The sequence below is a fragment of the Lentzea alba genome (assembly GCF_011067745.1).
Classification (GTDB): Bacteria; Actinomycetota; Actinomycetes; order Mycobacteriales; family Pseudonocardiaceae; genus Lentzea; species Lentzea alba.
The window spans coordinates 107,955-130,831 of record NZ_JAAMPJ010000019.1 but is presented as its reverse complement, the minus strand read 5'-3'; the positions used below and the strand labels follow the sequence as shown (position 1 = coordinate 130,831).

Annotated in this window: 14 protein-coding genes; 10 read left to right on the top strand and 4 right to left on the bottom strand. The window is 70.0% G+C overall.

Annotated elements, in window-relative coordinates; translation table 11 throughout:
• Positions 1-92: 92 nt before the first annotated feature.
• From G7043_RS44835 to G7043_RS44805, 7 genes are read left to right on the top strand one after another with little or no spacing between them, the layout of a single operon-like run.
• Positions 93-6,563, top strand: a complete 6,471-nt coding sequence (locus G7043_RS44835) for a type I polyketide synthase (RefSeq protein WP_166055371.1) — start codon at positions 93-95, stop codon at positions 6,561-6,563.
• The gene (locus G7043_RS44830; protein WP_166055369.1) at positions 6,551-10,216 is read left to right on the top strand and encodes a beta-ketoacyl synthase N-terminal-like domain-containing protein; all 3,666 of its coding nucleotides are present in this window, start codon (positions 6,551-6,553) and stop codon (positions 10,214-10,216) included. The genes G7043_RS44835 and G7043_RS44830 overlap by 13 nt, the downstream gene beginning before the upstream one ends.
• Positions 10,216-10,476 carry an acyl carrier protein gene (locus G7043_RS44825; RefSeq protein ID WP_045315192.1) on the top strand — a complete coding sequence of 87 codons (261 nt, stop codon included), beginning with the start codon at positions 10,216-10,218 and terminating at the stop codon, positions 10,474-10,476. Before G7043_RS44830 ends, G7043_RS44825 begins: the two co-directional genes overlap by 1 nt.
• Complete coding sequence (locus tag G7043_RS44820; RefSeq protein WP_166055367.1) at positions 10,469-11,236, top strand: alpha/beta fold hydrolase; 768 nt, start codon at positions 10,469-10,471, stop codon at positions 11,234-11,236. Before G7043_RS44825 ends, G7043_RS44820 begins: the two co-directional genes overlap by 8 nt.
• The gene (locus tag G7043_RS44815; protein ID WP_166055365.1) at positions 11,233-12,360 is read left to right on the top strand and encodes a glycosyltransferase; all 1,128 of its coding nucleotides are present in this window, start codon (positions 11,233-11,235) and stop codon (positions 12,358-12,360) included. The genes G7043_RS44820 and G7043_RS44815 overlap by 4 nt, the downstream gene beginning before the upstream one ends.
• On the top strand, positions 12,357-14,093 hold the full coding sequence (locus G7043_RS50260) for a class I SAM-dependent methyltransferase (protein ID WP_166055363.1): 1,737 nt from the start codon (positions 12,357-12,359) through the stop codon (positions 14,091-14,093). The genes G7043_RS44815 and G7043_RS50260 overlap by 4 nt, the downstream gene beginning before the upstream one ends.
• A complete protein-coding gene (locus G7043_RS44805; protein WP_166055361.1) occupies positions 14,090-14,866 on the top strand; it encodes a hypothetical protein in 777 nt (258 codons plus the stop codon). Before G7043_RS50260 ends, G7043_RS44805 begins: the two co-directional genes overlap by 4 nt.
• Here the strand turns inward: G7043_RS44805 and G7043_RS44800 are convergent.
• The 3 genes from G7043_RS44800 to G7043_RS44790 form a co-directional block, all read right to left on the bottom strand.
• Positions 14,844-17,078 carry an exo-beta-d-1,3/1,6-glucosidase gene (locus G7043_RS44800; protein WP_166055359.1) on the bottom strand — a complete coding sequence of 745 codons (2,235 nt, stop codon included), beginning with the start codon at positions 17,076-17,078 and terminating at the stop codon, positions 14,844-14,846. The two genes, G7043_RS44805 and G7043_RS44800, sit on opposite strands and share 23 nt — an antisense overlap.
• A 181-nt stretch (positions 17,079-17,259) precedes the next feature.
• The gene (locus tag G7043_RS44795) at positions 17,260-17,826 is read right to left on the bottom strand and encodes a hypothetical protein (RefSeq protein ID WP_166055357.1); all 567 of its coding nucleotides are present in this window, start codon (positions 17,824-17,826) and stop codon (positions 17,260-17,262) included.
• On the bottom strand, positions 17,823-18,161 hold the full coding sequence (locus tag G7043_RS44790; RefSeq protein ID WP_166055355.1) for a hypothetical protein: 339 nt from the start codon (positions 18,159-18,161) through the stop codon (positions 17,823-17,825). Before G7043_RS44790 ends, G7043_RS44795 begins: the two co-directional genes overlap by 4 nt.
• Positions 18,162-18,334: 173 nt before the next feature.
• On the opposite strand from G7043_RS44790, the gene G7043_RS44785 reads away from it, so the two are divergent.
• The 3 genes from G7043_RS44785 to G7043_RS44775 all read left to right on the top strand — a co-directional run bounded on the left by G7043_RS44785 (position 18,335) and on the right by G7043_RS44775 (position 22,340).
• Positions 18,335-20,221 (top strand): sensor histidine kinase, encoded by a 1,887-nt coding sequence (locus tag G7043_RS44785; RefSeq protein WP_166055353.1) that lies wholly within the window; start codon positions 18,335-18,337, stop codon positions 20,219-20,221.
• A complete protein-coding gene (locus tag G7043_RS44780; protein ID WP_166055351.1) occupies positions 20,218-20,859 on the top strand; it encodes a response regulator transcription factor in 642 nt (213 codons plus the stop codon). Before G7043_RS44785 ends, G7043_RS44780 begins: the two co-directional genes overlap by 4 nt.
• 83 nt (positions 20,860-20,942) lie before the next feature.
• Positions 20,943-22,340 carry a hypothetical protein gene (locus G7043_RS44775; RefSeq protein WP_166055349.1) on the top strand — a complete coding sequence of 466 codons (1,398 nt, stop codon included), beginning with the start codon at positions 20,943-20,945 and terminating at the stop codon, positions 22,338-22,340.
• A gap of 25 nt (positions 22,341-22,365) precedes the next feature.
• Here G7043_RS44775 and G7043_RS44770 read toward each other — a convergent pair whose 3' ends face one another.
• On the bottom strand, positions 22,366-22,866 hold the full coding sequence (locus G7043_RS44770) for a COG4315 family predicted lipoprotein (RefSeq protein WP_166055347.1): 501 nt from the start codon (positions 22,864-22,866) through the stop codon (positions 22,366-22,368).
• Between the last annotated feature and the right edge of the window lie 11 nt (positions 22,867-22,877).

The following is a 22,877-nucleotide window of genomic DNA, read 5'->3' as shown; positions in this document are numbered from 1 at the left end:
GGTGAGCGCGCACTACTTTACCGGCCAGTAGGAACCTAGCTGAATTCCTTTCTCCCCACACCCCTGCAGGGTGAGGAAGTGAGCGCAGTGACATGCCGTCGGATCGAGAACGGGTGCTGTGTTTCAGCCCGTTCAGCACCCCCAACCCGGCCCTCGTGGTCGCGGCCGAACGAGCGGGCGGCCTCGGCGTGCTCGACCTCGGGCCGAACGCCGCCGCTGACCTCGGCCGCGTCACAGCGCGTCATCCACGCGCGTTCGGGGTGCGGCTCCACGGGCCGTTGACGGTCCCTCTTCCGGACGCGGTCGACACGGTCGTAGTGGATCTCGTTCGCTATCTCCCGAACCTGGCTGAGCTGGGCGAACGGCGCGTTCTCGCGGTGGTCACGTCAGTGGCCGAAGCCGTTGCGGCGATCGAGTTCGGGGCAGGCGGGTTGATCGCGAAGGGTGCCGAAGCCGGCGGCCGGGTGGGCGGTTCGCCCGCGTTCGTCCTGCTCCAGCAAGTGCTCGCGCTGACCGATCTGCCGGTCTGGGTGGCGGGGTCGATCGGTCCTGACACGGCTGCCGCCGCGATCACCGGCGGTGCGCGCGGAGTGGTGCTGGAAGGCCAGCTCACCCTACTCGCGGAAGCCCGAAAACAGATTTCCGGAGAAATTGTCAACGCTGTCCGCCTGATGGACGGCGCCGACACCGTTGTGAACGCCGGGTTGCGTGTACATGTTCGTCAGAACACGCTGGAAATAGGCCAGGAAGGCGCGTTCGCCGAATTCAACCGCGTCTCGTTCGGGACCGTTGGAGGCGTGGTAGGCGCGATTGCGCGAGGGATTCAAGACAATCTCACCCTGGCGGGTGAGCACCGCTCGATCCGGGCCGCCGGGCCGTTCTGCGGCCGCGTGCCGGGCCTGCGCTACCCGATCGCGCAGGGCCCGATGACCCGCGTCAGCGACCAGCCCGCGTTCGCCGCGGCCGTCGCCGAAGGGGGCGCGCTGCCGTTCCTCGCGCTCGCGTTGATGGAGGGCGCTGCGGTCCGCGAACTCCTCGAGACCACCGCCGCGAAGCTCGGCGACCGGCCGTGGGGTGTCGGGCTCCTGGGGTTCGCGCCGCCCGAGTTGCGGGCGAGGCAGATGGCGGCCGTGCTGGCGGTCCGGCCCCGGTACGCGATCGTCGCCGGCGGCACGCCCGCGCAGGCACGTGAGCTGGAGGACGCCGGGATCGAGGCGTTCCTGCACGTGCCGTCGCCCGCGCTGCTGCGCCGGTTCCTCGACGAGGGCGCCCGCAAGTTCGTCTTCGAGGGCTCGGAATGCGGCGGGCACACCGGTCCCCGGTCCAGCTTCACGTTGTGGCAGCAGCAGATCGACGTGCTGCGCGGACGTGAGAAGGACGTTGTCGCGTTGTTCGCCGGTGGCATCCACGACGCCCGCTCGGCCGCGATGATCTCCGCAATGACCGCGCCGATCGCGGCACGAGGTGCGGCGGTCGGCGTGCTCGTCGGCACGGCCTACCTGTTCACCGAGGAAGCCGTCACGCACGGCGCGATCCAGCCGGTGTTCCAGCAGGTCGCGATCGAGTGCGAGGACACCGCACTGCTGGAGACCTCGCCCGGCCACGCGGTTCGGTGCGCGCAGACGTCCTATGTGGACACGTTCGAGCAGGCGCGGGCCGAACTCGCCGGGCTGCCGAAGCAGGAGAGCTGGGAGCAGCTCGAACAGCTCAACCTCGGCCGGCTCCGGCTCGCCAGCCGTGGTCTCGTCCGCGACGACGAGGGCCTGAAAGAGGTCGGCGAGGACGAACAGCGCCGCGAGGGCATGTTCATGATCGGCCAGGTCGCGACCCTGCGGTCCGAGCGCACCACGATCGCTCAGTTGCACGAGGACATCGTCTCCGGGCTGCTGCCCGAGACCAGTTCCGAGGACGGTGAGCGGGAGCCGTTGGACATCGCCATCGTCGGCATGGCGGCGATCATGCCGGGTGCCCGGGACGTGGCCGAGTTCTGGGCGAACGTGCTGGCGGGCACCGACTCCATCACCGAGATCCCACCGGACCGCTGGTCGCCCGAACGTTACGGCAGCCCGTTCAAGTGGGGCGGGTTCCTCCCGCGCACGGCCTTCGACCCGCTCGCCTACGGCATCCCGCCCGCGTCGCTGACCTCGATCGAACCCGCGCAGCTGCTGGCGCTCGAAGTCTCGGCGCAGGCGTTGAAGGACGCCGGGTACGCGACGCGGGTGTTCGACCGCGAACGCACGTCGGTGATCTTCGGCGCCGAAGCCGGCGCCGACCTCGCGAACGCCTACACGGTCCGCACCGCGTTGCCCGCCCTGGGCGTCCGGGGCCTGGACGACCACCTGCCCGCGCTGACCGAGGACTCGTTCCCCGGTGTGCTCGGCAACGTGATCGCCGGCCGGGTCGCGAACCGGCTCGACCTCGGCGGCGCGAACTACACCGTCGACGCGGCCTGCGCGTCCAGCCTCGCCGCGCTCGACGTGGCCTGCAAGGAACTCGTCGGCGGCACCAGCGACATGGTGTTGTGCGGCGCGGTCGACCTGCACAACAGCGCCCACGACTACCAGATGTTCGCCTCGGTGAAGGCGTTGTCCGCCAAGGGTCGTTGCGCCACGTTCGACTCGGCGGCGGACGGCATCGCGCTCGGTGAAGGCGTCGCGGCGGTGGTCCTGAAGCGGCTTGCTGACGCCGAACGCGACGGCGACCGGGTTTACGCGGTCATCAAGGGCATCGGTGCGTCGAGCGACGGCCGGTCGATGGGCCTCACCGCGCCGCGCCCGGAAGGTCAGCAACGGGCGCTGCGTCGCGCGTACGCCTCAGCGGGTTTGCCGGTGACGTCGGTCGGACTGGTTGAGGCGCATGGCACCGGAACCGTGGTGGGCGACCGGACCGAGCTTGCTTCGTTGACCGAGATGTTCTCCGGTGTCGAAGCCGGCACCTGCACGATCGGCTCGGTGAAGTCGCAGATCGGGCACACCAAGTGCGCGGCGGGCCTCGCGGGCGTGATCAAGGCCGCGCTGGCCGTGCACACCGGGTTGCGGCCCGGCACGTTGCACGTCAAGCAGCCCAACGCCTTCTGGGACGCGCAGACCAGCCCGTTCGCGTTCGGCCACCGCACGTGGACGAGCAAGAACCGCGTGGCGGGCGTGAGCGCGTTCGGGTTCGGCGGCACCAACTTCCACACCGTGCTCGCGGGCTACACCGGCGCCGACGAACCGCGCCACGGGCTGACTCAGTGGCCGGCCGAGCTGTTCCTGATCCGCGGCGATGATCAGGCTGCGGCGCAACGAGAAGCGGCACGGTTGAGCGCACTCGTCGATGCGCGCACGCCGTTGCGTTCGCTGGCTGCGGCGTGCGGTGATGGCACGGTTCAGGCGGCGTTCGTGGTGAGCGACCACGACGGCTTGCGGACGGCGCTCGCGGACGTCGAGGCTTGGCGGTCGTCCGAGGTTGTCAGGTTGCGTTCGGGAGAACGGCCGAAGGTTGCGTTCCTGTACCCCGGTCAGGGCAGCCAGCGGCCGGGCATGCTGCTCGACCTGGTCACGGCCTTCCCGCGGCTGCAGGACTTCGTGGACGCCCGGTACGAGCGGGTCATGTACCCGCCGGCCGCGCTGACCGCCGAGGACGTGTCGCGGCAACGTGCGGAGATCACCGACACCCGCAACGCCCAGCCGACGCTCGGCATCGCCGGGCTCATGGTCACCGCGCTGCTGGACTCCGTCGGGGTGCGACCGGACCTGGCCGGTGGCCACAGCTACGGCGAGCTGGTCGCGTTGGCGGCGGCCGGTGCGTTCGGGCCTGCCGAGCTGCTGGAACTGAGTGCGGCACGGGCCGAGGCGATGCTGGAGGCCGTCGGCGAGGATCCGGGCACGATGGCGGCGGTGTCAGCGCCGCTGGCCGAGGTCGAGGCGTTGCTGCCGGCGGATGTCGTGGTGGCCAACCACAACGCGCCCGACCAGGTCGTGATCTCCGGTGCGACGGCCGCGGTGTCGAACGCCGTCGAGGTGTTGCGGGCTGCCGGGCTGAGCGTGAAGAGCATCCCGGTCGCGGCCGCGTTCCACAGCCCGCTGATGGCGGGTGCCCGTGACCGGTTCGCGGACCGGCTCGCAGCAGTTTCCCTTGGTGAGACGCGTTTCCCGGTGTGGTCGAACGTGTCCGCCTCCCCGCACATGGATGTGCGTGACGGGTTGTCCGCTCAGCTCGCGGGCCGGGTGCGGTTCGTGGACCAGATCGAGTCGATGTACGCGGCCGGCGCGCGGATCTTCGTCGAGGCCGGACCGGGAGGGGTGCTGACGTCGTTGGTCGGCAAGACGCTCGGCGACCGGCCGCACCAGGCGTTGCGGTGCGACGACCACGTGACGTTCCTGCGCACGCTCGCGGAACTCGCGGTCGCCGGTGTCGAGGTCGACGCCGCGCCGCTGTTCGAGGACAGGGCCGAACCCGCCACGGTCGTGCCGCCGCGGCCGGGCTGGTACGTGGATGGAGGTCTCGTGCGGGACGCGAACGGCGACGCACTGCCCGGCGGGCTGCGGCCCGCGACGGAGTTCCCGACGCTCCGCGTGGGGTCGGGGTTGGGGCGTGACGAGATCATCGAGAAGTTCCTGGACGGCATGCGGGACGCGGTCAGCGCCCAGCGCGACGTCCTGCTCAGCTACCTCGGCACCGCACCCGCGGCACCGGCGCCGATGCCGGTGATCGAACAGGCCGTCCCGGTCCCGGTCGCTGAGGTGAAGCCGCAGGAGGACGTGGGCGCGGTCGTGTTGCGGACGATCAGCACGCGCACGGGCTACCCGACCGAGATGCTCCAGCCGGGCCTGGACCTGGAAGCGGACCTGTCGATCGACTCGATCAAGCGGACCGAGATCGTCGGCGAGCTGGTGGCCGAGCTGGGCGCGTCCGGATCGGTGGACGAGCTGGCGCAGCTCAAGACGATCGAGGGCATCGTCGGCTGGTTCGGTGCACCAACGGCCACACCAGCTGCCGCGCCGGTCGAGAAGGACGTGCGGGCGATCGTGCTCCAGACGATCAGCACGCGCACGGGTTATCCGGTGCAGATGTTGCAGCCGGGTCTGGACCTGGAAGCGGACCTGTCGATCGACTCCATCAAGCGCGCCGAGATCGTGGGTGAACTGGCTCAGGAGCTCGGTGCCACGGGCGCGATCGACGAGCTGGCCCAGCTGAAGACGATCGACGGGATCGTCGGCTGGTTCGGAGCACCTGCCACGCCGCCCACCACGACCGGTCGTCTGGTCCGGCTCGTGCCACAGGTCGTCGCCGCCGAGCCGGCGGCACCGGTCGACCTGACCGGCAAGACCGTGCTGATCATCGACGACAACGGCATCGGCCTGGAGCTCGCGGACCTCATCGAACGGCACGCCGTCCGCCCGCGCATCGAGCAGGTGCTCCCGGACGACCTGAGCGGCATCGACGTCGTGGTCAGGCTCGGCGCACGGTTGCCCGAGGCGTTCAGCGACGTCAAGGCGTGCGTGACGAACGGCGTGAACCTGCTGGTGGTCACCACGGGCGGTGGCACGTTCGGCTTCGACCACACCCCGGACGAACTGCCCGCGGACATCGGCCTGCACGGCCTGATCCGCACGGCCGCGCTCGAGTACCCGGACCTCGTGGTGCGCGCGGTCGACGTGAACTCCAAGGAGAGCCACCGCGACATCGCCACCGCGTTGCTCGCCGAGATCGGCCCCGGACCCGCGGTCGTCGGTTATCAGGCGGGCAAACGGCAGGTCATCGAGGCGGTGCCGACGGAGCTCGCCGCCGGAAACCTCGACCTGAACGCCGACAGCGTGGTGCTGCTGACCGGTGGCGCCCGCGGCATCACTGCCCTGGTCGCGACCGAACTCGCCGAACGCACCGGCTGCCACGTCGAGCTGATCGGCCGCACCCCGATCGCGCCGGAAGACCACCGGCTCACCCACGCCACGACCGAGCCGGAACTCGTGAAGGCGTTGTTCGAACTGGGCGAGAAGGAGAACGTGCCGGCCAAGGCGCGCAGGGTGCTCGCCGAGCGCGAGGTCCGCCAGACCATGGAACGGTTGCGCGCCAAGGCGTCGAGCGTGCGCTATCACGAGTGCGACGTCACCGACGCGCAGGCCGTGCAAGCCGTGCTCGACGACGTCAAGGCCAGGTTCGGCCGGATCGACGGCGTGATCCACGGCGCGGGCGTGCTGGACGACAAGCTGATCGAAGCCAAGACCCAGGAGTCGTTCGACCGCGTGTGGGCCACGAAGGTCAACGGCGCGAAGGCGTTCAACGAGGGATTCCTGGTGTTGTTCGGCAGCGTCAGCGGGGTGTTCGGCAACCGCGGCCAGGCCGACTACTCGGCCGCGAACGACGCCCTGGACCGGATGGCGAGGTTCTGGGGCACCCAACGGAAAGTCGTCGCCGTCGACTGGGGTCCCTGGGCCGGCGCGGGCATGGCGGTCGGGCTCGCCGACGAGTACGCGCGCCGCGGCATCCCGCTGATCGAGCCGCGGCAAGGTGTCGACGCGGTGCTGAACGAGATCGGAAACGGTGAGGACGTGCAGGTGGTCTACCGATGGGAGGCATAGCGATCGTCGGGATCGGTGCCGTCTTCCCCGGCGCCCCCGATGCCACGACGTTCTGGCGCAACATCGTCAGCGGCGTGGACGCCATCGGGCAGATCCCGCCCGGCCGCTGGGACCCGGCCACCTACTACGACCAGGACAGCACCACCGGCGACAGGTTCTACTGCCGCAAGGGCGGGTTCGTCGACGACCTGGCGGAGTTCGACCCGACCCGGTTCGGCATCATGCCGTCCACAGTGGACGGTGCGGAACCCGATCAGCTGCTCGCCCTGGCCACGGCGGCGGAAGCCATCGCGGACGCGGGCGGCGAAGCGGTCCTGCCGTCACGTGACCGGGTCGGCGTGATCGTCGGCCGAGGCGGCTACCTCACGCCCGGCTGCGCACGTCTCGACCAGCGGGTCCGGCTCGCCGACGAGGTCGTGTCGGTGGTCCGCGACCTCTTCCCGAACCTGGCCGGCGCGGAGCTGAACAACGTCCGCCAGGCCATCAAGGACCGTCTGGGCCCGGAACAGCCCGAGTCGTCGATCGGCCTGGTGCCGAACCTCGCGGCGTCGCGGATCGCCAACCGGTTCGACCTCAAGGGCACCGCCTACACGGTCGACGCGGCCTGCGCGTCCGGCCTGGTCGCCGTCGAGCACGCCGTCCGCGAACTCCAGGAGGGCCGCGCGGACGCCATGCTCGCCGGCGCGGTGCACGTCTGCCACCACCCGACGTTGTGGAGCGTCTTCACGCAGCTCAGGGCGTTGAGCCCGAGTGAGCGCATCCGGCCGTTCGACGCGAGCGCGGACGGCACGCTGCTGTCCGAGGGCGTCGGCATGGTCTTGTTGAAACGACTGGAAGACGTTGGCGACGAACGCGTCTACGCGGTGATCCGCGGCATCGGCTCCGCCAGCGACGGCCGCGCGACCAGCATGATGACGCCCAACCCCGAGGGCCAGCTCCTCGCCGTGCAACGGGCATGGGCCAACGCCGAGCTCGATCCTCACCGCGATGCTCCTGGCCTGATCGAGGCGCACGGCACCGCGACGCCCGCCGGTGACGCCGCCGAGCTGTCGACCATGATCAACGCGTTCGGCGCGGACGGCGACGAGATCGGCATCGGCACGGTCAAGTCGATGATCGGCCACGCGATGCCCGCGGCCGGCATGGCCGGCCTGATCAAGGCCGCCCTCGCGTTGCACCACAACACGTTGCCACCGACCCTGAACGTCGAGAACCCGCACTCGGCGCTGCACGGCACCAGGTTCACGCCGGTCGCCACCGCCCGTGAGTGGAGCGGACCGCACCGCGCGGTCGTGAACGCGTTCGGGTTCGGCGGGATCAACGCGCACGCCGTCCTCGACGGTCACACCGTCGCCAAGCCGCGCAAGCCGGTCATGACGTTCGCCGCCGACACCGCGGAAGAACTGGCCAAGGCGCTCAAGGAACGCCGCACGTCCAGTGCTGACAGGGCGTTCCGGCTCGCCGTCGGCAACCCGGACGACCGCAAGCTCAAGCTCGCCGAACGCGTGCTCGCCCAGGGCAAGGCGTGGCCTGGCCGCCACGACATCTGGTTCGCCCCGCAACCGTTGCTGACCAGCACGGACCAGGTCGCGTTCCTGTTCCCGGGCTTCGAGCGCGAGTTCAGCGGCGAGGTCGTCGACCACGCCGTCCGGCTGCTGCAGGACGGCCGCCGCGAAGCCCGCGAACTCATGGCGCTCGGCATCACGCCCGGCGCGCTCGCCGGGCACAGCATGGGCGAGTGGACCGCGATGGTCGTCGGCGGCATCTACCCGACGATCGACGAGTTCGTCTCGGCGCTCAAACCCGGTGCGGTGGCGGTCGTCGACATCGCTTACGCCGCACTGGGTTGCTCCGCCGACACCGCCGAGCAGCACCTCATCGAGGGCGTGACGATCAGCCACGACAACTGCCCCCACCAGTCCGTGATCTGCGGTCCGATCGACCGTCTCGAACAGGTCCTCACCACGCTCAAGGCCAATGGCGTGATGGCCCAGCTCATGCCGTTCCGCACCGGCTTCCACACCCCGGCGCTCGCCCCGTACCTCGGGCAGGCCAGGGAGACGCTCGACGAGCTGCCGGTCCGTGCCTCGGACATCCCGGTGTGGTCGGCGAACTCGCTGGAACCCATGCGCGTCGACGAGGTCCGCGAGCTGGTCCTGCGGCACCTGGTCGAACCAGTCAAGTTCCGGCCGCTGCTGGAACGCCTGCACCAGGCCGGTTTCCGGGCGTTCGTCCAAATCGGACAGGGCAGCGTGCAGGGGTTCGTCAGTGACACGCTCCACGACCGCCCGCACCTCGCCGTGAACGCCGACATCGCGCCCGAGGCGCTCTGGGCGTTCGGGCTCAAGCGCGGCACCGCGCACAAGGTCAAGCTCCGGCTCGGCACGCCCAGGATCAAGGTCGACCCGCTCGGCGCCGAACCCGTGCCGGTGTCCGACGACAGCCCGATGTCGGCCGCGGTGAACAAACTGCTGGCCCACACCAACGCGGTGGCGCGCGAGGTCGTCGGCGCGCTGCGGCCGAACGAGGCAGGGTTCACCCGCGAGTTCTCGCTCAGGACCATGCCGGAACTCGTGGACCACTCGGTGTTCCCGCAGGCGCCCGGCTGGCCGGACCTCGCCGACGGGTTCCCGATCGTGCCCGCGACCGGTCTGCTGGAGGTGTTCGCGGAGGCCGCGCGCAGGCTCACCGGCGGCACGGTGCACGGGTTCGCGCAGGTCAAGGCCAAGCGCTGGCTGACCGCCCTGCCCGCGTCCACGGTGAAGATCTCCGCCCGCGCGGAAGGCCGGGAACGCGTCGTCGTGAAGGTCGGCGACTACGCCGAGGGCGTCGTGCTGATGGCGCCGGTCGCGAAACAGCTGGTGGGCAAGGAACTCGAAGGCGTCCGCGAGGCGCCGGTCAGCGCGGCCGAGCTGTATCGGGACGGCTGGATGTTCCACGGGCCGGCGTTCGCGGGCGTGACGAAGATCGGCTGCCTGGCGGACAACGGGATCGCCGGTGTGCTGACGCCGTTGCCCGCGCCCGGAGCGTTGCTGGACAGCGCCGGACAGCTGATCGGGCACTGGATGCAGGTCACGCACACGGTCGACCAGACCGTGCTGCCGACCGGGATCGAACAGGTGTCGTTCCACGGGCCGGTGCCCGCCGGCGACGTCCAGTGCACGGCCTGGATCCGTTCGGTGACCGCCCAGGAGATGGTCGCCGACGCCGAGCTGAGGGTGAACGGCGAGCTGTGGTGCCGGATCACCGGCTGGACCACCAGAAGGTTCACCACGGACGACCGGATCTGGCAGGTCAAGCTCCGGCCCGGCACCGAGATGCTGTCCACTCAGGACGACGAATGGCTGCGGGTCACCGAGAACTGGTCGGACAGCGCGACCAGGGACCTGATCATGCGCCGCTACCTGAACTCCGCCGAGAGACAGCACTACGGAGGACTGGACGTGCCCGCCCAACGGGACTGGCTGCTGCGCGTGATCGCCGTGAAGGACGCCGTGCGCGCGTGGCTGTGGAACCGCGGGGCCGGGCCGGTCTACCCGGCGGAACTGACCGTCGGCGCCAACGGCCGGGTGCGCGGAGCCTTCGCCGTGCCCGGCATCGAAGTCATCGCGGAACACGGACGAGCCGCCGCCCGGGTCAGGACGGAGAACTGATGGACGAGGTGCTGGAGCAGGTCGCCAAGATGATCACCGAGGTGGTCGGGCCTGACTTCCTGCTGGGCGTGGAGATCACCCGTGACACCACGTTCAGCGACGACCTGGGCCTGGAGTCGATCGAGTTCGTCGCGCTCGCGGACAAGCTCAACGCCCACTACGGCGTCGATCTCGTGGCGTTCCTCGCGGACATGGACATCGACGAGATCATGGCGATGTCCGTCGGCCGGCTCGTCGACCACATCACGGCTCGTGTCTGAGGTTCACGCCCGAGGGTTGCGCTTCCACGTGCAACGGCTCGGGCCGACGGATGCTCCCACGATCGTGTTCGTGCACGGCCTGGTGATGGACAACCTGTCGAGCTTCTACTACACGCTCGCCGCACCGCTGGCCCAGGCCGGGTTCGGCACCGTGCTGTTCGACCTGCGTGGCCACGGCCTGTCCGAGCGGCCGCCGTCCGGTTACACGCCGGAGGAGAGCGCGGAGGACCTCGTCGCCGTGCTGGACGAGATCGGCGTGACCGAGCCGGTCTTCCTGCTGGGCAACAGCTACGGCGGGGTGGTCGCGATGCACGCGGCCGTGCAGGCTCCCGAACGGGTCGGCGGGGTCGTGCTCGTCGAGTCGGCGTGCGGGGGAGTGGTTGGCGACGCGTGGTTCGAGGACATCACGAACACGCTGACGGTCGCGGCCCTGGGCCTGGAGTTCGACCGCACGCAGGACCAGCTGATGGCGCTGGGACAACGCAAGATCGCGAAGCTGGCGGTCAACGCCAACGCGTTGCTCAACGGCACCACGCTGATCGACGACCTCGGCTCCGGCGCGAAACTCGACCTGACCCAGGTGCGGTGCCCGGTGCTGGGGGTCTACGGCGCCGAGTCCGAACTGATCGGAGCGGCCGCCGAGCTGCAGGAACGGATCCCGTCCTGCCGGTTGCACATCGTTTCCGGCCTGGGGCACACGGTGTTGCGCGAAGCCACGGCCGAACTGCTCGACGTGCTGCTGGACTGGTTGCCGTTATGAGCCGGTTCCTGTTCGTGGTGCCGCCGCTGACCGGCCACGTCAACCCGACCGCCTCGGTGGGCGGCGAGTTGCTGGCGCGCGGGCACGAGGTCGCGTGGGTCGGGCATCCGGGCACGCTCGCGCCGTTGTTGCCGGACAACGCGGTGGTGTTCCCGGCGATCGACGACGACCTGGAGTCCGACATCCGGGCCAAGCGGGAGCGCTGGCTCGCGTTGCGCGGGATGGCGGTGCTCAAGTTCTTCTGGGAGGAGTTCCTGATCCCGCTCGGGCACGCGATGGTGCCCGGTGTCTCGGCCGCGGTCACGGCGTTCGAGCCGGACATGATCGTCGCGGACCAGCAGGCGCTCGCCGGGCCGTTGGTGGCCCAGCACGCGTACCTGCCGTGGGCGACCTCGGCGAGCACCTCCGCCGAGCTGATCAATCCACTGAGGACGATGCCGAAGGTCGACGCCTGGGTGCGCGACCTGCTGCACGACTTCGCGGGCGGCGACATCAGGTTCTCCGACCGGCTGGTGCTGGTGTACAGCTCGAAGGCGTTGGTGGCGGGGGAGTTCGGCGAGCACGTGGCGTTCGTGGGGCCCGCGCTGAGCCATCGCGTGGAACGCGTGGACTTCCCGTGGCAGCGGCTGACCGGACAACGGCGGGCCCTCATCTCGCTCGGCACCCTCAACGGCCCGGCCGGTGAGCGTTTCCTCGGCCAGGCCCTGGACGCCGTCGCGGACCTGGACCTCCAGGTGATCATGGTCGCCGAACCGCGGCCCGCCCCGCCGAACGTGCTGATGCTGCCGTCCGTGCCCCAGCTCGCGCTGATGCCGCACCTGGACGCGGTGATCACGCACGGCGGGCACAACACGGTGTGCGAGGCGCTGGCGCACGGGTTGCCGCTGGTCGTGGCCCCGATCCGGGACGACCAGCCGACCGTCGCCGCCCAGGTCGTGGCGGCCGGGGCCGGGGTGCGGCTGACCTACTCGCGGGCGCGGTCCGCGGACATTCGCAGCGCGCTGGAGTCCGTGCTGGACGAGCCGGAGTACGCGGCCGCAGCGTCGCTGGTGCGGGAGTCGTTCTTGGCGGCGGGCGGCGCGGCAGCCGCGGCCGACCGACTGGAGAAGGTGGTGGCCGGGTGATTCTCAGCGTGTTGGTGGTGCTGGTCGTCCTGTTGGACGTGCTGCGCCTGCGGTCCCGCGCGTCCAAGCTGCGAGTGCTCTCCCAGGGCGCGGGCGAGCACTCGCTTCTCACCGCGACCGGGGTCCGTCCCGAGGGCTCGTGGGAGAGCGACGCCGACCTGGTCGACCTGGTGCCGCGCGACCTGCCGACGGTCGCCGCGCTGGACCTGCTCGGCGCGGTTGACCCGGCCAAGTACCGCGACGACCAGTGGGCGCGGGGAGTCAGCGCGTCGCAGGCGGTGCTGGTGCGCGACGAGTACAAGGACGACGTCGATCCCGACGACCCGACCGAGTTCGTTGCGTTCGTCCGGCGGGTGAAGGACCACGTGCGGGCGCGGGTCGACATCGCGGTCGCGCCAGGGCTCAAGGCAGGGCCGTACGACCTCGGGTATCGCGCGGCGACGTTGCGGCAGCTCGGCAAGCGGCCGTCGCTGTGGATCGCGGGTTCGGTCATCGGGTATGCGGCGGTCGCGGCGGCGCTGATCACGAACTGGCAGTGGGGACTCGTCGCGCTCGCCGCCTACTGGGCGCACCCGGTCCTGGTGTTCGCCGGAACGCCGCTGCGGCCGCGTGACCTGTGGGTGCCGCGCTTCGTGCGCACGCCCTACCTGTGGTTCAGGACGGCCGGAGGCAAGAAGTCCACCGCCGAGCTCCGCCAGGCCGAGCGGCTGGAGCAGGCAACGCCCTGGTACGAGCAGAACCGCGACAAGAACTTCCACGAGGCCCGGCGCGACAACTGCCCGGCGTGCGGGAGCACCGACCTGCGCCGGTGGGTCACCGCCACGGATCTCGTGCAGCGCAAGCCCGGCACGTTCACGATGGACCGCTGTGTCCGATGTGGACACGTCTGGCAGAACCCGCGGCTGTCCGAGGAAGGGCTCGGCTTCTACTACCGCGACTTCTACGACGGTCTCGGCGCGACGTCCGCCGAGGCGGTGTTCTCCGGCAAGACCGAGCCGTACTACGGCCGGGCGCGCATGGTCGAGCCGTTCACGAAGCCCGAACGGTGGCTCGACGTCGGTTCCGGGCACGCGCACTTCTGCCTGGGCGCCAAGGAAGTGCTGCCGCAGACGAGGTTCGACGGGCTGGACCAGGGCGCGGCCATCGAGGAGGCGGCGAAGCTCGGCCGGATCGAGCAGTCCTACCGGGGCAGCTTCAAGGAGTTCGCGGGCGAGCTCAAGGGCCGTTACGACGTGATCAGCATGCACCACTACCTGGAGCACGTGCGCGATCCGTGGGAGGAGCTCGACATCGTCGCGGACGTGCTGCCCGACGGCGGCTACCTGTTGATCGAGCTGCCGGACCCGGAGTGGCGGCTCGGGCGGTTGTTCGGCAAGTACTGGATGCCGTGGTTCCAGCCGCAGCACCAGCACATGATGCCGATCGGCAACCTGGAGCACGCGCTCGCCGACCGCGGTCTGACCACCGTGGCCACCGAACGCGCGAAAGCCCACCTCTGCAACGACTTCATGCTCGCGCTGTTGCTGTTCCTCGGCAACGTCGCGCCGCGCACGCCCGCGCCGTGGCGTCCGGAACGGGTCAGGCTGCGCCGGATTCGCAGCTTCGTGGTGTGGTCGCTGGGCATTCCGGCGTTCTTCGTCGCGATGGCGTTGGACCAGACGGTGAACCGGTTCCTGGCGGCCCGCACCGGCCAGGGCAACGCGTACCGCCTGCTGGCGCAGAAGACCGGATGATGGACATCGCGGATCGGCCTGAGATCGCGCCGGAGCTCAGGCTGGTGCCGCACGCGTTCCGGCGCACGTTCGGACGGCCCGCTGAAGGCGTTTGGTATGCGCCCGGTGTGCTGAACCTGTTGGGCGGCAAGGTGAAGGTGCACGCCAAGTGGGGTGCGATCGTCGCGGGGGATCGGCGTGACGACGGCAGGCTCGAACTGGTGTCGGTGAACCGGCCGACCGAGCGGGCTCTGCTGCCGTCCGACGAGATCCCGGCGTGGGCGGCTCCGGTGGCCGGATGTGTCGGTGGCGCGACGTTGATGTGCAGCGTCGACCTGCCGCAGGGGAGTGGCCTGTCCGCGGGTGAAGTGCTGCGCACGGCCGTTGGGTTGGCGCTGCGAGACCTGGCGGGAACGACCTATGAGGAGCCACCGGCCGTTGAGCTGGACCTGCCTGGTCAGCGACTCCTCGTCGTCGACACGCGGGTACGGCGTGAGGAACCGCAGGAGGAGCTGCCGTACACGGGAAGCATCGATGATCTCGGGGCGGCTCTGACGGCGTATCACCGCGCTCAAGATCCGGACCCGGAACAGGACGCGGTGGTGTTCGCCGCTCTGGCTGCCGGCGCGCGGGGCGCCAGCATGCTGGTCGATCCACCGGGCAGGCCCGCGGTCGTGCTGGTCGACGCGGACCTGGTCCCGGCGGTGAAGAGGGCGATCACGAAGGCGGTGGAGTTGCCTCCCCGCTACCTCACGATCGCCCCCGCGGCCTTCAGAACTGCGGCTTTACGGTGAACTCGGCCCGGCGAAGATCCTTCGAGCTCGGACCCACCAGGAGGACGAACTCGCCGGGCTCGACCACGCGCGTGCCGTGCTGGTCGACGATCGTGCAGGCGGCGACCGGGAGCTCGAGGTCGACCTTCGCGGTCTCGCCGGGCTCCAGGTCGACCTGCGTGAACGTCTTGAGCTCCTTGTCCGCCCAGCTCACCGACGTGACGGCGTCGCTGACGTAGACCTGCACGGTCTCGCGCGACGGTCGGGATCCGGTGTTGGTCAGCGTGATCGATGCCTTGACGACCTCGTCGGGTCGCAGCACCGTCGTCTCCACGTGCAGGTCGCCGTACTCGACCGTGGTGTACGACAGGCCCTCGCCGAACGCGAACGCCGGCTCCTGCGTGAGGTCGGCGTACCGCGTGCCGTGCTGGCCGCGGATCTGGTTGTAGTAGGTCGGCTGCTGCCCGGCGTGCGCCGCGAACGAGATCGGCAGACGACCGCTCGGCTCGACCAGCCCGTGCAGCACCTCGGCGATCGCGCGACCGCCCTGCATGCCGGGGTTCGCGACCCACAGCAGCGCGGCGGCGTCGCGGGCCGAGTCCGGCAGCACCAGCGGCTTCGAGGCCATCAACACGACGATCAACGGCTTGCCGGTCGCGGCGAGCGCGTCCAGCAGGGCGATCTGGCCGCCGATCAGGTCTAGCGTCGCGGTGGACCGGCCCTCGCCGACGAGTTCGATGCGGTCACCGACGACGGCGACCACGTAGTCGGCGTCCTGCGCATTGGCGACGGCCTCGGCGATCAGCTCGGGATTCGGCGCGCACGGCTGGACGATGCGCGGGCGCGGCTGGCCGTCCGGGAACGTGTCGCCCTCGGGGTCCGGTTCGAGCGTGAGGATGTCGGCGCCGCGCGCGTACGTGACCTCCTGCGCCGACAGCTCGCGCAGGCCGTCGAGGACGGTGGTGATCATGTCGCGCGGCTGGCCGTCGGGCAGCCAGTCGGCCTGGCCGGACGAGCCCGCCCAGTCGCCGAGCTGGGTCTGCGCGTCGTCCGCGAGAGGGCCGACGACCGCGATCTTGCCCTTCGTCAGCGGCAGCACGCCGTCGTTGCGCAGCAGGACGATGGAGCGGCGCGCGACCTGAAGGTTCAGCGCCACGTGCTCGTCGCGGTGGATCACGACGCGCTGGCGTTCGGGGTCGGGCCGGCGCGGGTTCTCGAACAGGCCGAGGTCGAACTTGAGCGTCAGGATCCGGGTGACCGCGCGGTCGAGGTCCTCCTCGGCCAGCAGCCCGTCCTCGACGGCCTGCAGCGCGCCCTCGAAGAACTGCGGGGTCGTCATGATCATGTCGTTGCCCGCCTTGACGGCGGCCGCGGCGGCGTGGGCGTGGTCGGGCTGCAGCTTCTGCTCCCAGACCATGCGGCCGACGTTGTCCCAGTCGGTGATCAGCGTGCCCTGGTACCCCCACTCACCGCGCAGCACCTCGTCCAGCAGCCACGAGTTGACCGTGATCGGCACGCCGTCGGTGGTCTGGTAGCCGAGCATGAATGTCGCGCAGCCCTCTTTCGCGACCCGTTCGAACGGCGGCAGGAACCACGACCGCAGCTTGCGCCGGGACAGGTCGGCCTCGCTCGCGTCCCGGCCGCCCTGCGTCTCGGAGTAGCCGGCGAAGTGCTTGGCGGTCGCGAGGATCGCCGTGGGGTCCTGCAGCCCGTCGCCCTGGTAGCCGCGGACCATGGCGGCCGCGAGTTCGCCGATCAGCACCGGGTCCTCGCCGAACGTCTCGTCGACGCGGCCCCAGCGCAGGTCCCGGGCGATGCACAGGACCGGGGAGAACGTCCAGTGCACGCCGGTCGTCGCGGCCTCGACGGCGGTGACGCGCGCGACCTGTTCGACCAGTTCGGGATCCCAGGACGCGGCCATGCCCAGCTGCGTCGGGAAGATCGTCGCGCCCTCGTGGAACGAGTGGCCGTGGATGCAGTCCTCGGCGATGAGCAGCGGGACCCGGAGTCGCGTCTGCGAGGTGAGGTCGTGCGCGCGCAGCACCCGTTCCGGCGAGGTGTGCAGGATCGAGCCGACGTGCTTGCACAGCACGTGGTCGTCGAGGTCCTCCCGCGAGTCCAGCTGCATCATCTGCCCCACCTTCTCGGGCAGTGTCATGCGGTCGAGGAGGTCGGCGACCCGAACCGCTGTGGGCAGCGTGGCGTCGAGGTAGGGCACGTCGTCGCGATCCATGTGGTCTCCGGGAGGGCTCGTGCGGCGGCAGCGTTCGTGGGAGCGCTCTCACAATGAATAGCCGAAACCGGTTCCGCGCGAAACCGGTTTCCCGGATTCCGGTACAAACGGATCGGTTCGGACGGCCCTCAACTAGCCCTAACGCGACAAACCGGCTGCTCCTCGGAGCAGCCGGTGCCGGTCAGACCCGGATTTTCGCCCGCGCGGTGACCGCCAGGGCCGCGAACCCCGCCGCGTTGAGCCCCCAGGCCACGAAGTCGAGCTCGTGGCTGACGATCACGACGGCCGCCACGAAGTGCAACGGCTGGGAGATAGCCGTGGCGACGGCGGCCCAGCGCGGGAGGCCCGCCTGCCACATCGCTGCGCCCAGCAGCACGGTGCCGATGACGTGGCCGACCACGAACACCGCGGTAGCGGCGTCGAGGACGGGATGGCTGATGGTGTGGCCGTTCAGGTTCGCGGCGTCCTGGGCCACGAGCAGGCCGAGCGACAGGTAGGCGGGAACGAGCAGGAGCACGGCCGCAGTCGTGGTCTTCGGGGCCTTGTCGCGGGTCGTCGCCGCGATGTACAGGACCGCGGGAGCCAGGGTCAGCATGCCGATGAAGCCGAGCCAGACGACCCAGTTCTGGGTGTCGGGGGCGGCGGCCACCTTCTGGAGGACGGTGGCCGGGTCGTCGGTCGTGTCGTAGGGGAGGATCAGCCGGAGGATCGCGATCGCCGCGGGTCCGAAGGGGAGCAGCCACTTCATCGCGCCACCGCCAGGCGTCCCTTGAGCACGAGCGCGGAGCCCACGACGGTCAGTCCGATGACAGCGGCCGCCGCCGCGATCGCCGGTGCGGGGACGTCCGGCTCGAAGAAGGCAGGTAGGGCGGCCGCCGCGGAGAGTGCTCTGAGGACGATCAGCCCGACGATCGCCTTGCGGGCGCCTCGCCAGGCCGAGATCACCAGGACCAGGCTCGCGAGGCCGAGGGCGGCGGCGATCAGGGCGACGGCCATCGGCGGGGATTCGCCGTCGGTGAGCAGCGGGAGCAGCAGGTCTGCTGTCGAGAGCAGGCCGAGGACCAGCAGTCCGGTGCGGAACATCGGGCACCTCCAGGTTCGGGTTGGAGGCAACTGTGGGTCCGGGCGCGTTCCCAGGTCAGGGGTGCGCGGTCCGGTAGGACCGGGAGGTTTCCGGGACCGTTCACGACCATTCCCGGACGTGCCAGGACCGTGATCCCGGGACATCGGGCGCCCGGCGGCCCACACTTACCGCCATGACGGTCGGCCGCGTGCTCGCGTCCGGTTTCGGCACCGTGGTGGTGGCCGAGACCGTGGCCGCTGTGGCCGTCGTGTGGTGGCTGGGGTGGACGTGGCAGCAGGCGCTGGACGCGTTCGTCGTCACGAACTCCGCGATGGCGCTGACGTTCGCCGTCTGCGGCGCAGTCCTCGCCTGGCACCGGCCGCGCAACCCGATCGGCTGGCTGTTCCTCGCCGACGGCCTTGGGCACGCCACCACGGCACTGGGCGTGTCGTTCGACGATCGGCTGGTCGCGACGATCGCGGCGTACGCGTGGCCGTGGTCCATCGGGTTGTTCCTGCCGTTGGCGCTGTTGCTCTTCCCGGACGGCCGGTTGCCGTCACGGCGTTGGCGTGCCGTGGCGGTCGCGGTGGTGGTGACGGCGCCGTTGTTCGTGGTCGAGGTGGCGGCGGATCCAGCGGGTCGCGGGTATCTGACGTTGCCGGGGTATGCGGATCTCGGGCCGCTGTGGATCGTGTCGGAGGTGCGGACGCTGGCGGCCCTGCTGGCCGGGGTGGTCGCGCTGGCCGTCCGATATCGGCGGGGCGAGGACTCGGTGTTGTGGTTGCTGCTGGCGGCCTCGGTAGCGGCGATGTTCGTGGTGCCGTGGTCGTTCGTCGCGGGTACGCCGGTGTTCGTGCTGCTCGCGATCCCGTTGATCCCGATCGCGGTGACCATCGCGATCGTGCGGCACCAGTTGCTGGACATCCGGCTCGTGGTGTCACGGGTGTTGGCGTGGCTGCTGCTGTCCGCGGTGGTGCTGGTCTGTTACGGCGTGCTGGTCGCGGTCCTGGACCGGTTCGTGTCCGCTCAGCTCGGGCGTTCGGTCGTGGCCACCGTGGTGGTCGCGTTGCTGGTCGCGCCGGTGTTGCCCCGGTTGCAGCGCCTGGTCGACCACGCGCTCTACGGCGACCGCGGTGATCCGGCCCGGGTGGTCTCGCGGGTGAGTGAGCACCTCGCGGGATCTGGGTTGGAGGGGGTGGTTCAGGCGGTGCGGGTCGCGCTGCGTGTGCCGCATGTCGCGCTGATGGCTGCTGACCTTTCGTTGGCCAGTGACGGTGCGCGGCCGGAGAACGTCGTTGTCATGCCGTTGGAGTACAACGGCGACGTCGTGGGGGAACTGCACGTAGGTGTGCGTACAGGCGAGAGCTCGCTCGGTGCTGCTGACCGAAACGTTCTGAGCCTCGTGGCGGCACCTCTGGCCGTGGCCGTGCACGCGACGTTGTTGTCGTCGCAGCTGCAGGCCTCACGAGAACGCCTTGTCACCGCACGCGAAGAAGAACGCCGACGTCTCCGACGCGACCTGCACGACGGTCTGGGCCCCACGTTGACCGGCGTGGCACTGAGTGCCGACGCCGCCACGAACCTGCTCGCCACCGATCCGGACCGCACGCGCACCCTGCTCACGGGGGTGAGCGCGGACGTGCGGACGGCGATCACCGAAGTGCGCCGGCTCGTGGAGGACCTGCGGCCACCGGCCCTGGACGAACTCGGCCTGCTCGGCGCCCTCCGCCAACGCGCCGAACACCTCGTGCGCACGCCTCTCCACCTGCGGCTGGACGTTCCCGACACGGTCGCGTCGCTGTCCGCCGCCGTCGAGGTCGCCGCCTACCGCATCGCGACCGAGGCGCTCACCAACGTGGTGCGGCACGCTCGCGCTTCCTCGGTGGTCGTGCGGTTGCGCTGTGCTGAGGAGCTCGAGGTGGAGGTCACCGACGACGGTCCGCCGAACGGCCCGTGGCGGCCGGGCGTCGGAATGCAGGCGATGCGGGAGCGTGCCGCCGAACTCGGCGGCGGGTTCGAGGCAGGTCCGACGGCTCTCGGAGGCAGGGTGTGGGCACGTTTGCCGGTGGAGAGGCCATGATCCGCGTGGTGATCGCGGACGACCACCCGATCGTCCGCGAGGGCATGAGCGCGTTGCTCACCTCGTTGGAGGGCTTCGTCGTCGTGGGCGTCGCCGCGACCGGACGAGAGGCGGTCCGCGAGGTCGTCACCACCCGTCCCGACGTCGCGGTGCTCGACCTCCAGATGCCCGACCTCGACGGCATAGCCGCGACCAAGGAGATCACCCGCGCGGCACCGGCCGTCGCGGTCCTGGTGCTCACGATGTTCTCCGACGACGACTCGGTGTTCGCCGCCATGCGCGCCGGCGCCCGCGGCTACCTGGTCAAGGGCGCTGAGCAGGACGAGATCGCCAGGGCCATCCGCGCGGTGGCCGCCGGCGAGGCGATCTTCGGCCCGGCCGTCGCGCGCCGCGTGCTCGGGTTCCTGACCGGACCGCCCACCTCGGACGTCCCGTTCCCCGAACTCACCGCGCGCGAACGGCAGATCCTCGACCTGCTCGCCGCCGGCCTGGCCAACGGCGCCATCGCCGCCAGACTGGGGGTGGCGGTCAAGACGGTGGCCAACAACGTGTCCGCGATCTTCGTCAAGCTCCAGGTGGCGGACCGGGCGGCCGCGATCATCCGCGCGCGCGACGCCGGCCTGGGTCGTTGTCAGTGAACCCTTTCGGGCAACGATCTCTGCCCGGCAGGATGCGCACGGTTCGCTGGTGCCCGACCGCGCCCCACGGGTTTGCTCTTCCAATGGGTAGCGCACGCGAGCATCGCGAAACAGCGCGCGCGGCGGATGCGTTGCCTCAGCGAACCGCCACAGCGCCGGCGACGCTGCTCGGACTGCAGTGTCTCGCGGGGAATCGTGCCGTCGACGCTCTGCTGACGGGCGCGACGAAGGCACCGGGCACCGGGTTCGTGGTGCAGCGCAGTGACGAGAACAAAGCCCCGCTCGCGGCGATCCAGGGTCTGGCGATGTACGACCTGTTGCCTCGATTGGCCACACTCGCGGAGACGGTTCTCATCGATGAGGAAGCCGGCGGGTCGGTCGGCGGGCCCAGGCTCGTGCTCGCCATGCAGACCGTGCGCGCCAAGATGCGGCGGGATCTGGAATTTCTCATCAGAGAGAAGAAGCGGGTCGAGACACTTCCCCGGGATCAGATCGCGGACATCGTCAACTTTCTGTGGGGACCGAACGTCGGCACGAGCACCGCGCTCGTGAACACCGATTTGGAGATGGATCCGATAATCGCACCACCGGCCGGTGTCCGACTCCCGGGCGAGGCGGCGCGCGCCGGTGACGGCGGCATCACCGTGGACGACGAGTCTGGCCCGCAAGGCATCAGCGATTTCGAAGAAGACCTGCCCGAGAATCGCAGCCGCATCAGCGGCGTCGTGCTGGACCCGGAAACAAAAGAAATCATCGGGTATCGCACGTTTCATGCGGACGGAATCTCGCGGCTCGTCGATCGTGAGGGAAACTTCGTCGTGGACGCCGGGGCCGCGGTCGGCGTCGAATCCGAAGGGCTCGGTCCGCTGGACTATGTTCCGACGCCGTCCGGGATCGGCAAGGGCGCCGCCGGCGTCGGCGCGAAACTGCTCGTCAAAGGCGCGCTGAAGAAGGGGGCAGCCGCCGGTGGCAAGGTGACTCTGGGCGCCATCCTCAAGATGAGAGCCGTAGCCAAGGCTCTGGTCAAGAAAGCGATCTCGCCCAACGTGGAAGGAAAGGCCTTCATTCAGGCGATACGATCCGGGCAGCGTGTCAGTCGCACGTTGTCCGTCGAGGCGGCGGAGTCTCTCGCGAAGAAGTTCGACAAGGGTGCTCCCATTATCGCAGCCGAGATGAACAAGCGCGGCATCATCGGGCCGTTCGATTCTTTCTCGGTCTTCACCAGAGGTCATGGCGGCGCGTACCAGGCGCACCACATCATCGAACAGTCCGTCCTCAAGCATCTTGGGCACGACGTCCAGAAGGCTCCGTCGATCATTCTGACGGCAAGTCAGCATGCTCCGATCTCTGCTGCACTGGCCAAGAAGATCCCCAAGGACGAATTGGAGCACATGACCAAGAAAGAGATTCTCAGTTTGTACCGGAAGGTCTACAAGGGCATGCCGGAGTGGCTCGCCGAGGTGGAGCGGTACCTCAAATAGGTACCGCAATCGTCGCGAAGTCCTGCTAGCGCGTGGCCTTGGCACCGTTCGGCGCGATGGCGTACCAACGGTCGTCGACCCCGTGTCCGACCGTGTCGCCCGCCTTCTCGTCGTCGACGTACCGGTAGACCGGGTGCCCGGCGATGGTGACCTGTTCCAGGCCGTCCGGGCGCTTCACCGTGCCGAGCAACGCCTTGTCGAGGCCGGGAGCCTCGATGTTGCCGCCGGCGGCGAGCAGCGGCGGCCACACCAGAGTGCACTCGGGTTCGACGCAGGTCGACTTGGGCGGGTTCGTGCTGTCCTGGGCGTTGAAGTAGAGCGTGTAATGCTGGCGGTCGGCGACCACCGGGCCGACCGCGGGCGACTGCTCCACCTGCAGTTTCGCGATGTCACCCGGCAGCACCGGGGTGGGGCCGGCGACGGGACCGGCGGCGGCTTCCAGTTCCTCCAGGGAGGCGGCCTCCTCCGGCGGGGAGGAGCAGGCACCGAGGGCCAGGATCAGGGCGAAAACGGCGAATCGGCTCACGTTCAGGGACT

Excerpts from the sequence above, each read along its gene's own strand:
- G7043_RS44835 (WP_166055371.1), top strand. The coding sequence starts at position 93 with ATGCCGTCGGATCGAGAACGGGTGCTGTGTTTCAGCCCGTTCAGCACC.
- G7043_RS44830 (WP_166055369.1), top strand. The coding sequence starts at position 6,551 with ATGGGAGGCATAGCGATCGTCGGGATCGGTGCCGTCTTCCCCGGCGCC.
- G7043_RS44825 (WP_045315192.1), top strand. The coding sequence starts at position 10,216 with ATGGACGAGGTGCTGGAGCAGGTCGCCAAGATGATCACCGAGGTGGTC.
- G7043_RS44815 (WP_166055365.1), top strand. The coding sequence starts at position 11,233 with ATGAGCCGGTTCCTGTTCGTGGTGCCGCCGCTGACCGGCCACGTCAAC.
- G7043_RS44805 (WP_166055361.1), top strand. The coding sequence starts at position 14,090 with ATGATGGACATCGCGGATCGGCCTGAGATCGCGCCGGAGCTCAGGCTG.
- G7043_RS44800 (WP_166055359.1), bottom strand. The coding sequence starts at position 17,078 with ATGGATCGCGACGACGTGCCCTACCTCGACGCCACGCTGCCCACAGCG.
- G7043_RS44795 (WP_166055357.1), bottom strand. The coding sequence starts at position 17,826 with ATGAAGTGGCTGCTCCCCTTCGGACCCGCGGCGATCGCGATCCTCCGG.
- G7043_RS44790 (WP_166055355.1), bottom strand. The coding sequence starts at position 18,161 with ATGTTCCGCACCGGACTGCTGGTCCTCGGCCTGCTCTCGACAGCAGAC.
- G7043_RS44785 (WP_166055353.1), top strand. The coding sequence starts at position 18,335 with ATGACGGTCGGCCGCGTGCTCGCGTCCGGTTTCGGCACCGTGGTGGTG.
- G7043_RS44780 (WP_166055351.1), top strand. The coding sequence starts at position 20,218 with ATGATCCGCGTGGTGATCGCGGACGACCACCCGATCGTCCGCGAGGGC.
- G7043_RS44775 (WP_166055349.1), top strand. The coding sequence starts at position 20,943 with ATGGGTAGCGCACGCGAGCATCGCGAAACAGCGCGCGCGGCGGATGCG.